We start from the raw sequence: 12,197 nt of genomic DNA on the forward strand, positions 1-12,197 counted from the left end.
TAGCCAACAATTCGCGTCGCTTAGTATGGCGTTTTACCTATTTGGAGAATTATCATGGAATGGTATTGGTGGTTAGCTATTCTTATTTTATTAGTCTTTTTTAATGAATATTATCAAACTAAAATGCGTAGAAATCGTTTAATGAAAAAGTATAATAATGCTAATTTAGTTGATAAGTTAATGAAGAAAATGTTCTGGCAAGGGCAAAGTGAAGAGCAATTAATTGATTCGCTTGGTAAGCCGTTGGATATTGATCAAAAAGTTCTCAAAACAAAAGTAAAAGAGACATGGAAATATAACTCAACGGGTAAAAATCGTTATGCTTTGAGGATTATTATTGAAAATGGTGAGGTTGTAGGCTGGGATCAAAAATAGGTATAACAAGCAATTCAACAAGGACAATAAACAGTTGCCTTTTGCTCCTGCGACGCTATTTTAGCCAACAATTTTTTGCCCTTTAATTCGCCGTTATACTTACATTCTTTGACCAGACCAAACTACGCGGCCTATTAGCTCGATATCCGTTCCATTTAAATGCTCTTTGTTTATTTCCCAAGGTTCATACATATCATTATCAGATTTTACTTTGATAATACCACCCGGTAATAACTGTAATCTTTTCACTAATAAATTATGTTCATGACGCATCACATAAATACCATCACTTAGCCCATTAAAATCTCGGTTAACCATAATCATTGCACCGTTCTTTAATGTTGGGTACATACTGTCACCTTCAACCAACATCAAAAAAACTTCTTTTGGGTTTACACCTATTTCTTTATCTAACCATTCAGGTTCGAAACTAATTAATTGAGTTTGTTCTTCTGCTTCAACTAAAGATCCGTCACCAGCTGACGCTGAAACTTCATAAAAAGGTAAATTAATGTGTGAACCATTTTTATTTTTTGGAATGTTTTGAATTGAAAGTTCCGCTTTTCTAAATGCACTTGTAGGAATTTTTTTTCGTCCTCGCCAAGTTCTAATAGTCGTTGGAGATACTTCTAATTTTTTAGATAATTCACTGATTTTACTAGTCTTTGTTATTTTGAATAAACTTTCTAATTGCTGTTCAAAATCTTCCACATTAATTTCCTATAAAATAACGTTGCAAATCGCTCCATCTTGATTTAATATCTTTATGGAGCGGTACGGAGCGGTCATTGTCGTTTGTAACGCTTTGACTTGTTATAACCGCAAATAATTACATAGGTGTTGTATGAATACAAATTTTGCATTGCTCGCTAGGTTCCAAACACCAGTGATCGAACTGAAAAATGTCTGTGAAGAATTCTTCGGTATCAAACCAAAAACAGCAGAGCAAAAAGCTAAAGGGTGCGATTTTCCAATTCCAACATTTAAATTACGAGACTCAGAACGTAGCCCGACATTAATAAAAATTGAAGACTTAGCGACTTATATCGACAAACGCTATGCAGAAGCAGAAAACGAATGGAAGCAAGTTCACAACCTTTAACGTTATTACTACTAAGTATCGCGTATCGGTAAGAAAAAAACGAATAAAGAAATTTATTAAGTGACTTAAATGATTATCTATTACGAATACGAAAGGGTTTTAGGCGTTAACTCAACACATGATGATGATTCAGGTGTACGCCAATATAACTACTTTTCGTCACTGTCTAAATTCAAACAGTGGGTTTCGTATGAAATGGGTAATTCAGACGTAATAGAAATCACGGATTCAAATTACCGACAATTAGTTCAAAAGGGGGTCATATGAAAAATGTTATAAACAATGCTTTATCACCTCTGGCTGATGAACTAATTAGTAAGCGCCTAATTGCCAAAAAAGACAACATCATTGTTGACCACTTAGCTTTTAGTTTTCCATTGTCACAGCTTCGTCATTGTCATAAAGCGGGTTTTGCAGGTTACAGTCCCAAAAACCAACCTTATTTTCCATTACCTCCCAAGGTTGAAAACTCTGAGGGTAAGTCATTAGAAGAAATTGAAAGACATGCACTCTTTGTTAAAAAGCAACTGTCTGATTTCTATTTTAGAACCCTTAAGATTTTTGTTGATCATGTTCTCGGTTTTACCCTTTCCGCACCGAGAGACAAAGGGTTTCATGGCTATAGCAATTCGCTAACGATGAAATCACAAACGGGTGTTGATGTTGGCTTTATTGGTTTAGGTGGTCAACGAGATACGGCCTACATTCAAATTTCTGGTTTAGGGTGCAAAAACTTATTTGGCTATACCGATAAATTTAAACTTCATCATTGGCTGAATAGCGTTTTATCCATTTCTTTTTTGTCGCGTGTTGATTTGGCGAGTGATGATTACGACGGCATTTTTGATTGTGATTATGCGGATAAAGCTTATAGAGATGGTGCATTTAGAACAGGTAAGGGCGGCATTATGTCTGTTTTTAAAAACGCCAGTGAATATACCTATACCAAAGACTTTCAAAAAAACTTTGATGTTGAAATGGTCACTGTGGGTAAACGCACAAGCCCTATTTATTGGCGTATTTACAATAAGAAATTAGAACAAAAAATTGTGAATGAAGACCTTAATTGGTATCGCTCTGAGGTTGAATTAAAAAAATGGTCGGTTGATTGTTTGCTTGATGTTGACGCCACTTTCGCCGGTATTAATGTTTTTTCTCAAAGTATGGAAAATACACAAGGTATTCGTACCAAGTCCATGTCTCCAACAAAAGAGGCTTGTTTAGAATTAGCGAGTCGCGTTCGTTGGTTTCGTCATGCGGCGGGTCGTGCTTTGGGTGATGTTCTTGAGTTAGTTGGCGGTGATATTTCTAAAGCCTTCGGCTTACTCCTACCTGATGAAGTATTGGGTGACAAATTGGGAATTCCTCCCACGTATAAGAAATTAATTAATCATGCACTGGAGTGTTAAAAAATGGCTATTGTAATTGCTGGTATTGGTATTACGCGTTTTCCTGAATCTAAAAACCCACATATTGAAAATGCAAAATTAGAAGTGTTGTATCCCTTAGAGGCGGTTGATTCGCCTAAGTTTCAACGTAAAGCGGCGGGTCGTACTACGTCAACCCCTTTTGGCAAGGAAGCCATCTCGATTAACGCGAAATACGCGCATCTGTTAATTGATTCTCAAGCGTTCGTGGGGGACAAGCAATACGACCTCAAATTCTCTTTTAATGACGACACGTTTGAAAATGAAGTCATTGAAATAACGCCTGTTGATGCTCAGTTAAAAGAACATTTCACGCTTTCGTTAAAGAACTTTAAAGGCGCTTAATGATGATGAACACGTCAAACAATAAATTGAAGATTTTTATTTTTTTGACGTTGTTTGTCTTCGTTTCAAATGTTGATGCGGCTTATTGCCTTATTGAAGATGGTAACGGAAATTTGAGCATTGACAGTACATCAGTAGAGACTTGCCCTAGTGGCTTGGTTTTACTTTCAAAGACCGATTATAACAATATGAATGTTGACCTTGGTGAAATTACATCAGCAGATATTGCCATTAGTTTTACTTGGGGCTTTGGAACCTATTTATCTTTTTGGTGGTTTTCTTATGTTATCAGGACAGCTAAAAAAACCATCAAATTGATATAAAAAGATTCTCGTTTCGGGGGCTTCTGAAACAGAATAAAACGGACAATTTTGTCCATATAACTGTAAATTTTGGAGAGAAAAAATGGCTGATATTTTCACAGCAGTAGATATAAGTACAGTTGCAACATTCGTTGGTGCAACAGGCGTTTTAATCGTTGGCGTTTACCTTGCTTTTAAAGGCATTGGTTTGGCTAAACGCGCAATCGCGGCGGCTTAATTGAAATGGCGGGTATTATGCTCGCCCTTTTTCATGTCTGCATAGTAATGCTTGGTGCGATGTGTGCCAAAGAAGTTTGCTCTGCACTTGGTTAAAGGGTTAAAAAATGAAAATTTTAATTATGGCGCTGTCTTTATTGGTAGCGCCTTTTTTTTTACATGCTGATATTTTTCACGATGGCACTGTAGATGTTCAAGCGCCGAAAACCACTGATATTGATACGGGGTACTGTAATACCTCTCTTACGGGCAATTCAGACGAAAGAATGTCAGCCAGTGAATGTGTAGACATAGGGCAAGCGAATTTACCTGACGTTGATTTATATGATTGTTGGGAAGTCGCAGGTAATAACGAGATTAAGAATTTTTGCAAATATGATGATGATAAATATGCAGAGCCTCAATCAGCTTACATCAGTCGTTGGTTTGGTTTTTTATCTGTACCTTTAACCCTTTGCCCGCCTGAATCATTCCCACGTTATGTTTCACCCGTTATGAATGAAACGGGTGAGCTTGAAGGGTGTTACGACCCTGCACAGGCAAACCTTGTTGATGATTGTAACTTAAATTCAACTGACCAATATCTAGCTGTTCCTGTTACGTCGCCAATCGGTTGTTTCACTACATCAAATGGCTCTCAATGTAAGTATAAGTCTGTCGATGTGGGTAACGGCGTTAATGCTTATGAATTGGATTTAGAGGGGGATTGTTACACCGATTTATTCCCTGACATAGAAGGGGACCCAGAAACCACCACAACGCCAACAAATTCAGAAGATACCTGTAAACCTTGGGGCGGTACTGGAATGATATGTCCAGAAAAAAGGGAAGATGTTTGCGATATGTACGGCAATTGCAATGAAGGCTGCGGCACTGTTAACGGTACTTTTGTTTGTATTGATGCGGATAGGGACGGTGACGGTGTACCTGATTATCTCGACCCTGATGTCGATGGTGATGGTGTTAGAAATGAAGTTGACCTAGATAACAATGGTGATGGTATTGATGATTCCATCGACTTATCAAAACCCAAAGAAGGGGAGGTAGACATTGACCTTTCGCCCATTGTTAACGAGTTAAAAAAGGGTAATGCAGAATTATCTGAAATAGGTCAGGGCGTTGATATGCTTAACAATGATTTAAAGTTTTTAGCAAAAGACGTATCAGACATAAAAGAGTCAATAACAGAAGTAGGAACCTACAAACAAGATAAGCCGAAAGGGGGGTTAAAAGGCTTTTGGGAAACTGACTACCCAGAAGGTTTACAAGGTGTTGTTGATGCAAAAATGGCAGAAGTTCAAAGCACCCAGTTCTTTACCTTTTTAGAGCAGTTTCAAATCAGTGTCGGCGGCTCAAGTGCCACTTATGATATGTGTTTTGATTTAGGGGGTATGGGTAACTTTGGTTGTCATAATTTCGATATTGACCCCAGAACCTTTCCAGCGATAAAAATATTTATCTTAATATCTGCGGTGTTCCTTTGCCGTCGTATTTTGTTTGGTGGTTAATATGATTTTATTAGATGCACATGTTGAGGCTTATAGATGGTTTCAGTTTTACCAATACATAGGGGAAGAAAATGCTTAATTTTTTCGTTGAAATGTGGAACAGCTTTGTCGATTTTAGTTGGCAGTTGGTTTTATCTGTTTTTGATATGTTGAAAGACCTTTTTTACTGGTTAATGGAACAGCTTTTTACGGTTGGTATTCTTATTTTAGAGGGTGTCGGCTCGTTAATGTCGGGCTTAAGTGTTGCTCAGTACATCAGCGCCTTACCAAGTCAGACAGCCCATACCATGTCTATTATTGGCATTAGTGAAGCAATGGGGATGGTAATAACGTGTTTAGGTATTCGCTTTTTACTTCAATTAATACCGTTTGTAAGATGGGGCTCATAATATGTTAAATGGAATTTCGGGAAAGCCTGGGGGCGGCAAATCTTACGAGGCTGTTGTTACTCATATTATAAAAGTCATTACCGTTGAAAAAAGAAAGGTGGTGACTAATTTACCTTTAAACATTGAACATTTTTGCTCAGTGTATGGCGAATATTGTCGAGAGTTGATTGTTGTCGTTGATGGCCAGTTCCATAACTATGGCGGCGAACGTCCTTTTTCACAAAAAGAGCACTATTTACAATATGAAGATTGGCAGAATGATAAAGGCCAGAAGGTTTATTTTTTTATAGATGAATGTCATTTAGCCATGCCAATGCAAGGAACGGACAAAGCGCTATGTGAATTTTACTCAATGCACAGACATTACGGTTTTGACATTATGTTAATTACTCAAAACTTTAGAAAAGTGAATAGGGATATTAGAGACATGATCCAAAATCATTATCGGGCGATTAAAAAGTCGATGATGGGTCAAGATGATAAATATATTTTAAAAGTGCACGATGGTGCGTCCAGCTCTAAAGCATCAGAAGTTGCAACACATGAAAGAACCTATGAAAAAAAGTATTTTGCTTTCTATCAGTCTCACACCAAATCAGACGTTAGCGTTGATGAGTCAAAATCAGCAGACATAAAAACGTGGTATTCTCATTGGTCAATCAAAGCTTCTGTGTGCTTTTTTATCTTTGCTATTTTTATTTTCACAAAAGCCTTTACCGATATTGAAGAAAAAACAAAAAGTGAAGAACTACCTTCCATTGAATCTGTAGTTGAAAATCCAACGTTAAAAAGTGATTTACCAACAGACATAAAAGTTACTGATAAAAAAACAGCCAAACGATTAACAGCGCGAGAGCAAGAATATTCAAGCATGTTAAAAGAGTCTAAAAAGTATCATCCTTTTTATAAAATCAATTTGTCTATTTCAGGCTATGCAGAATATAAAGAGAACGGAAGGAATACAAAGGTCGTTTACTTTTCAGCGAATCAAAACGGGCAGCATGTTTTTACATTGAAAAGTGTTGATTTGTTACTTGCTGGTTATGATGTCAGGGTGCTAACTGAATGTGCGGTGCAAATTAAATATTTAGACTATGAAGATTTTATCACCTGTGATGCGCCAAGACAGGGAGCTGGTGTTCCTGTTGTTGGAGAGCTCGCGAGTAATTAAGGTTGTCTTAGCATCGCAGATATAAACTGCTTTGTTTTATCGTGAGCAAATTAGCTTGCGATTATCGGGGAGTCTTTTTACTTTTAGCATACAATACATTCTAGGGCGCACAGTGTTAAATTGATTTCCTGTCATATTTAATGCGGTGCAAAGTCCTTTTTAAAATCAACCGTTGCCGTCCTACAAAACCTTTCTTAAAAAATAGCTTTTAGCCTCTATAAGAGGTTTTTTTGTTTTTTTTACTCGCCTTTTTTTATTATTTGGAAGGGAGGGACCCGCTTGCGGGAGGGACTCAACAAATAGTAAAAAATACCCCGTACTGTATTACGGGGTATAACTCCTACTATTTTACTCGCTTCCAGCCATAACTTGTTATTTTCAGTTTTTAACATACAATTAACACAATAAATAACAGGGATTGTTAACTATGACGACTAAAGAAATTGAACGGATGAATATCCTCTCTGAAAAAACACTTTCCTTAACGGCTACTCCAGAAGAACTCGCTGAATTTTATGAGCTTCTTAATATTATGAAAAAGTCTGACACGCATAATATCGTTCTTGGGTTGCCTCGTTAATATAATCTATTAACGTGTTTAATAATGTGTGATTAATTAGCTTTATAAATTATTCAACTTCATAATTTAATGATTGTTGGCTAATATCTACTTGGTCTACTTGGTCTACTTGGTCTACTTGGTCTAGTTTCCTATTACTTGCTTAAACAATTTTTCAATTTGATGTGTTTGCACTCCTTCATTGGAGAAAACGTGTTTAATCACTGTTTTACCGAAGGTCTGTTGAATTATGCCAATAAATACTTGATATAATTGTATTATTTGGTTACCTTCACTTCTATTATATAAAATTAAGACGGAATATGAATTTCTTTAATAAGTTTTTTATCCCGTGCAATAAGCTGTTATAAATCAACATTAACTTAGAGTGGTAGTATGAATCCAAGAGACATAAATCTAATAAATAAAACCCCTGAGCCGAATTTTTGGTCCTTACCAAATTGGTATAAAATTTTCTCAGTGGCCTTAGTGCCTGTTGCTATAGCATACAGCGGCTCGATAATTCAATCTGCCATAGCTGAAAAAAACCTAGAGAAAGATTATGTAGCTATCTCTGTCTCTATATTAACAAGCCCAAATAAAAAGATTGATGAGGATTTAAGAGGCTGGGCAGTTGAAATACTAAATATGCACGCACCAATTTCTCTACCAGCTAAATCTCAAGAATTATTAAAGTCTGGAGATGGGCTTTTAGGAAAAGCATCTTTAAAAGTTTCTAATGGCGATTTGTTCGTATTAGATAGTGCTTTTGACGGAAGAGCTATAATTGAAATAACACACTCTAAGGGATGCTTTGCTGAATATAAGTCGTATTATAAAAGTGTTACTGATAAAGGAACCTTTAGTTCAAATAAATTATTTGAAGATTACGTGAAAGATGCAGATGGTAATTCTATAAATAAAGGGAATACAATTATAAAAGCTGGCCCTTTCAGTGTTGAATGGTCATGTAATTCAGAAAGTTCTGGCTGGATATACCCGAAACAATACAGTACTGAAATTATCTTAGACAGGAAATTAGACGAATATATACCAGCGCAGTAGTTTAATTTATATAAAGTTGCTTAAACGGAGATAAACAGCTGGCTGTACTCGTTCCTCGCTATTATGGCAAGTCATTTTTACCCGCTTAGCAAAGCGTTATTAGTGATTGATAATTCTTCTTTCTTAAAGCAGACTGTTTCTTCTTCTAACTTATATAGGGATATAAAATTGAGTCTAAAAAATGAGGCGTTCAAAAAGGATTTGAAGTTTTTTATTAACGATTATGATGAAAACAATGAGGCTATAGCAGCCATAAGTCGAGCTGTATTTTTAGAAAAGTTTCCATCTAGCGGCATTTCTAAGCTAAGAATAAAAGATTATGTATACGGTTTAGGTAAAGATTCTGAAACATTTTGTAGACACGTTCAAGATAAGACAGAGAAATGGGCGAGAATCCGAGCCGGACAACCTACTAAATACGGTGTTTATTACGGTAAAGAAACTTATCAATTTGCTGAAAAATACGGTTCTAACTGGAAGGATGTTTTTAATAAAGTAAAATTTCATCTTCAACAATTGTTAACTGATGGTGAAAATCTCCATTTTGATAAAGTTGATAAGAATCCACTGGCACAAACCTTCAAAGCGAAAGTCCTAAGTCTTTACTACCCTGAAAAATACCTTAATGTTTGTGGTAAAAATTATATAAAAGATATAACTCGAGGATTAGGTTGGGATTGCAGTATTTCAATAAGTAAGCAACAACACTTATTATTTAAGGAGAAATTAAAGCACCCTGAAACGAAGTATTGGACAAACCCTAAATTCATGTCTTTCCTAGATCGTCGCTACATTAAAGAAAACTTAAATTCTACTGCTTGTAAAGATGTTAGTAAGCCGCGACAAAAACCTAACAAAATTGTCGATTTTGATGTATTACAAGAGATGCGAAATAAAATAGGTAAGATCAGTGAGCAATATGCTTTGAAATTTGAAAAGCAAAGACTAACTGGTTTAGGTTTAAAGTATCTTGTAGATAAAATTGAGGATAGGTCTAATAAACCAAGCTTCGGTTATGATCTTCTTTCGTTTGAGGCAGATGGTAGTGAAAGACAAATTGAAGTAAAAACTGTCAGTAAGAAAGAATGTAAGGAAAAAGGTGTTTATAGATATTTTATATCTAGTAATGAGTTTTCTGTTTCTAAAGAGCCTGATAAAAATTATCATTATTACTTCGTTATAATGGGGAGTGAGTTTAAACCCAAAAAACTTGTAATGATGTCAGCTTCAGTTGCAAATAAAAAAGTAGAAATGGAACCAATTATTTTTAAAGCGAAAGTTAAATTATATTGAACAAGATTTTAGGGTGTTTGAATTAAAATGTTATATTTAAAATAGACTAATCTATAAATTGTTATTGATATCAAACCAAAAAAATTAATTAAAGATATTTAGTTAAACTTATCATGAAGTTTGTGTGGAAATAACTGCGTATAAACTTGCCATAAAATATTAAGGTTCCTATGACCTGTAACTTGAGCTACTTCTTCAATGGAGTAGCCTTGTTCAAATAAACGGCTTGCCCCTTCACGCCTTAAATCATGGTAGCGTAAATCTTCAATACCTAAATCATTTCTTACTCGTTGAAATCCAGCCGTTACACTTCTTGAATTATAGGGAAAAATTACCTCACTAGTTTTAGGTTGTTTAGTGGCAATACTGAAAGATTCACCTAATAGTGGGGCAATCATGTGATTACCTTCCTTTTTACGGGGATCTTTTCTGTCTCTAACAACAATCGTTTTATGGTCTAGGTTTAGATCGTCCCATCGAAGTTTACAAACTTCACCTATACGCATACAGGTTAGAATACTGAAATCTAAAATATCTAAATAAGGAATTCTGACATGACCATTTGGCTTTTGTTTTTCTCTTATTTCTAATCCCACTTTCAATTTTTCTAGTTCAAGCTCTGTTGGCCTTCTAGTTCTTCTATCACTCTTACCAATTAAACCCATATCAATGAGTGTTGGTATTGCTTCATCAAAAACGGAAAAGTTGGCTTCAATATCAAAAACTGGGTGAGCTTTTTTCATTACCGCACGTAAATAACAAATGTCATGATAAACAGTTGCAGGCTTTGCTCCTGCAAGTTGTCTTATTTTACAGTGTGCAATTAAATCGCTAGTTTTAAGTTTATTACTTTGTATTTTAGCTATGTCACAGTCCCTAAGCATTTTGATCACGTATTGCTTAGTTCTTCCTGTTTTCTCCCATAAATGGACATCTTCAAAATATAAATCTAACAATGCGCTGAGTGGTATCGTTTTCTTAATACCAATTTCGTCATTTTCTATTTCTTGTACACGCTTCCTTCCATATGTACGAGCGAGTTCTTTTTTACGGAATGTTTTAGATTCTCGGTGTATAATTGCGTTTTTTTGTTTAACAACGACTTTACAGCGATAAGAAAAGTCACCGTTTGCCTTTGTACGTTTTTCAATTGTAAAAGATGCCATCATTAATCCTACTTTTTTGTGGGGTACATATGGGGTACTGCATATCGAAACTCGGGGTAATTCTCGGTAATTCACTGTAATTCTATACAGTATATTTATAAGGTGTTTTTGTGTCAATCCCAGTAAAACCGCTAAACTCAGCTAACCCCATAGATCACCGACTTTCTGTTGCGCCCATGCTCGATTGGACTGATCGCCATTGCCGTTACTTCTACAGAGTTATGTCAAAACACACTGTGTTATATACAGAAATGATAACGACAGGCGCAATTATTTTCGGCAAAGGAGACTATCTATCTTTTAACAAGGAAGAACATCCTTTAGCCTTACAACTCGGTGGTAGTGACGTTAAAGCCATGACTGAGTGCGCAAAAATGGCTGAACAATATGGTTATGATGAAATTAATATTAATGTTGGTTGTCCATCTGACCGTGTTCAAAATGGTCGGTTTGGTGCGTGTTTAATGGCTGAACCCTCGTTAGTTGCTGATTGTGTAAATGAAATGCAGGCAGCCGCAAATGTTCCTGTTACCGTAAAATCGCGTATTGGAATTGACGATAACGACAGTTATGAGTTTTTGCACAACTTTATTGATGTTGTGGCGCAAGCTGATTGTAAGCATTTTATTATTCATGCACGTAAAGCTTGGTTAAGTGGCTTAAGCCCTAAGCAAAATAGGGAAGTACCACCGCTTGATTATGGTCGTGTATATCAAATCAAGAAAGACTTTCCACAATTGCAAATTTCAATTAATGGCGGTATTAAAACCTTTGCTGAGGCGAATGAACATTTAGCGCATATTGATGGTGTAATGATTGGTCGTGAAATATATCAAAATCCATATATGTTAGTTGAAGCCGATAATGCTATTTATCAAAAGAATACTAATATGCTTTCTCGCGCACAAATAATTGAAGAGATGGCGCGCTATATTGATATGCATATTGCCAATGGCGGACGTGCTTGGCATGTTGTTCGCCATATGCTCGGGTTGTGTAATGGTTTAGCTGGCGCTAGGCAGTTTCGTCGCTACTTAAGCGAACAGTGCAGTGGCAATGAGGTAACTAGCCAAGTTCTTTTCGAAGCTTTTGCTCTGGTTACTCTACCTGCCAGCGAGTAAAGATATCTCTTGTGTTCCGATTTTGGGAATTAGCTTCCCTAAATCGGGATATTAGTTATTTGTTAGTATAGCCATAATTAACGATTTAATCGTAACAATTGTTAAATGTTGGTTTTTTTGACCAGTCACCTCTTATT

At 36.0% G+C, this 12,197-nt stretch carries 15 protein-coding genes; 13 read left to right on the top strand and 2 right to left on the bottom strand.

The window, feature by feature from the left end; translation table 11 throughout:
* Positions 1–54 precede the first annotated feature (54 nt).
* A complete protein-coding gene (locus H4J39_RS09135; protein ID WP_182227595.1) occupies positions 55–375 on the top strand; it encodes a DUF2845 domain-containing protein in 321 nt (106 codons plus the stop codon).
* A 99-nt stretch (positions 376–474) separates the two neighbouring features.
* On the opposite strand, the gene H4J39_RS19300 is transcribed toward H4J39_RS09135, so the two are convergent.
* On the bottom strand, positions 475–1,086 hold the full coding sequence (locus tag H4J39_RS19300) for a helix-turn-helix transcriptional regulator (protein ID WP_182227597.1): 612 nt from the start codon (positions 1,084–1,086) through the stop codon (positions 475–477).
* A 133-nt stretch (positions 1,087–1,219) separates the two neighbouring features.
* On the opposite strand from H4J39_RS19300, the gene H4J39_RS09145 reads away from it, so the two are divergent.
* The 11 genes from H4J39_RS09145 to H4J39_RS19305 all read left to right on the top strand — a co-directional run bounded on the left by H4J39_RS09145 (position 1,220) and on the right by H4J39_RS19305 (position 9,773).
* A complete protein-coding gene (locus H4J39_RS09145) occupies positions 1,220–1,477 on the top strand; it encodes a pyocin activator PrtN family protein (protein WP_182227599.1) in 258 nt (85 codons plus the stop codon).
* A gap of 263 nt (positions 1,478–1,740) precedes the next feature.
* Positions 1,741–2,886, top strand: a complete 1,146-nt coding sequence (locus tag H4J39_RS09150; RefSeq protein WP_182227601.1) for a replication initiation factor domain-containing protein — start codon at positions 1,741–1,743, stop codon at positions 2,884–2,886.
* Positions 2,887–2,889: 3 nt separating this feature from the next.
* A complete protein-coding gene (locus H4J39_RS09155; RefSeq protein ID WP_182225447.1) occupies positions 2,890–3,249 on the top strand; it encodes a DUF1293 family protein in 360 nt (119 codons plus the stop codon).
* Complete coding sequence (locus H4J39_RS09160) at positions 3,249–3,572, top strand: hypothetical protein (protein ID WP_182225448.1); 324 nt, start codon at positions 3,249–3,251, stop codon at positions 3,570–3,572. Before H4J39_RS09155 ends, H4J39_RS09160 begins: the two co-directional genes overlap by 1 nt.
* Positions 3,573–3,654: 82 nt before the next feature.
* Positions 3,655–3,789, top strand: coding sequence for a hypothetical protein (locus H4J39_RS19150; protein WP_259367927.1), 135 nt, complete (start codon positions 3,655–3,657; stop codon positions 3,787–3,789).
* A gap of 106 nt (positions 3,790–3,895) precedes the next feature.
* Positions 3,896–5,296: a hypothetical protein gene (locus H4J39_RS09165; protein WP_182227603.1), complete on the top strand. Its 1,401-nt coding sequence runs from the start codon at positions 3,896–3,898 to the stop codon at positions 5,294–5,296.
* A 71-nt stretch (positions 5,297–5,367) separates the two neighbouring features.
* On the top strand, positions 5,368–5,685 hold the full coding sequence (locus tag H4J39_RS09170; protein WP_182225450.1) for a DUF2523 family protein: 318 nt from the start codon (positions 5,368–5,370) through the stop codon (positions 5,683–5,685).
* Position 5,686: 1 nt separating this feature from the next.
* The gene (locus H4J39_RS09175; RefSeq protein ID WP_182227605.1) at positions 5,687–6,856 is read left to right on the top strand and encodes a zonular occludens toxin domain-containing protein; all 1,170 of its coding nucleotides are present in this window, start codon (positions 5,687–5,689) and stop codon (positions 6,854–6,856) included.
* A gap of 427 nt (positions 6,857–7,283) precedes the next feature.
* Positions 7,284–7,436 carry a hypothetical protein gene (locus tag H4J39_RS09180; protein ID WP_182227607.1) on the top strand — a complete coding sequence of 51 codons (153 nt, stop codon included), beginning with the start codon at positions 7,284–7,286 and terminating at the stop codon, positions 7,434–7,436.
* A 375-nt stretch (positions 7,437–7,811) separates the two neighbouring features.
* Positions 7,812–8,480, top strand: coding sequence for a hypothetical protein (locus H4J39_RS09185; protein ID WP_182227609.1), 669 nt, complete (start codon positions 7,812–7,814; stop codon positions 8,478–8,480).
* A 102-nt stretch (positions 8,481–8,582) separates the two neighbouring features.
* Complete coding sequence (locus H4J39_RS19305; protein ID WP_182227611.1) at positions 8,583–9,773, top strand: DUF3883 domain-containing protein; 1,191 nt, start codon at positions 8,583–8,585, stop codon at positions 9,771–9,773.
* Positions 9,774–9,871: 98 nt separating this feature from the next.
* Here H4J39_RS19305 and H4J39_RS09195 read toward each other — a convergent pair whose 3' ends face one another.
* Positions 9,872–10,939 (bottom strand): site-specific integrase, encoded by a 1,068-nt coding sequence (locus H4J39_RS09195; RefSeq protein ID WP_182227613.1) that lies wholly within the window; start codon positions 10,937–10,939, stop codon positions 9,872–9,874.
* A gap of 110 nt (positions 10,940–11,049) precedes the next feature.
* On the opposite strand from H4J39_RS09195, the gene dusA reads away from it, so the two are divergent.
* Positions 11,050–12,060 carry a tRNA dihydrouridine(20/20a) synthase DusA gene (gene dusA / locus H4J39_RS09200; protein WP_310649734.1) on the top strand — a complete coding sequence of 337 codons (1,011 nt, stop codon included), beginning with the start codon at positions 11,050–11,052 and terminating at the stop codon, positions 12,058–12,060.
* Positions 12,061–12,197: the final 137 nt, after the last annotated feature.

Origin of the sequence: Colwellia sp. Bg11-12 (assembly GCF_014076955.1) — a bacterium.
In the GTDB taxonomy this organism is placed as follows: Bacteria; Pseudomonadota; Gammaproteobacteria; order Enterobacterales; family Alteromonadaceae; genus Colwellia_A.

Bases quoted from the DNA above. Each gene is read 5' to 3' on its own strand.
- H4J39_RS09145 (WP_182227599.1), top strand. From the start codon at position 1,220: ATGAATACAAATTTTGCATTGCTCGCTAGGTTCCAAACACCAGTGATC.
- H4J39_RS09135 (WP_182227595.1), top strand. From the start codon at position 55: ATGGAATGGTATTGGTGGTTAGCTATTCTTATTTTATTAGTCTTTTTT.
- H4J39_RS09150 (WP_182227601.1), top strand. From the start codon at position 1,741: ATGAAAAATGTTATAAACAATGCTTTATCACCTCTGGCTGATGAACTA.
- H4J39_RS19150 (WP_259367927.1), top strand. From the start codon at position 3,655: ATGGCTGATATTTTCACAGCAGTAGATATAAGTACAGTTGCAACATTC.
- H4J39_RS09165 (WP_182227603.1), top strand. From the start codon at position 3,896: ATGAAAATTTTAATTATGGCGCTGTCTTTATTGGTAGCGCCTTTTTTT.
- H4J39_RS09185 (WP_182227609.1), top strand. From the start codon at position 7,812: ATGAATCCAAGAGACATAAATCTAATAAATAAAACCCCTGAGCCGAAT.
- H4J39_RS09170 (WP_182225450.1), top strand. From the start codon at position 5,368: ATGCTTAATTTTTTCGTTGAAATGTGGAACAGCTTTGTCGATTTTAGT.
- H4J39_RS09160 (WP_182225448.1), top strand. From the start codon at position 3,249: ATGATGATGAACACGTCAAACAATAAATTGAAGATTTTTATTTTTTTG.
- H4J39_RS09180 (WP_182227607.1), top strand. From the start codon at position 7,284: ATGACGACTAAAGAAATTGAACGGATGAATATCCTCTCTGAAAAAACA.
- H4J39_RS09195 (WP_182227613.1), bottom strand. From the start codon at position 10,939: ATGGCATCTTTTACAATTGAAAAACGTACAAAGGCAAACGGTGACTTT.
- H4J39_RS09155 (WP_182225447.1), top strand. From the start codon at position 2,890: ATGGCTATTGTAATTGCTGGTATTGGTATTACGCGTTTTCCTGAATCT.
- H4J39_RS09175 (WP_182227605.1), top strand. From the start codon at position 5,687: ATGTTAAATGGAATTTCGGGAAAGCCTGGGGGCGGCAAATCTTACGAG.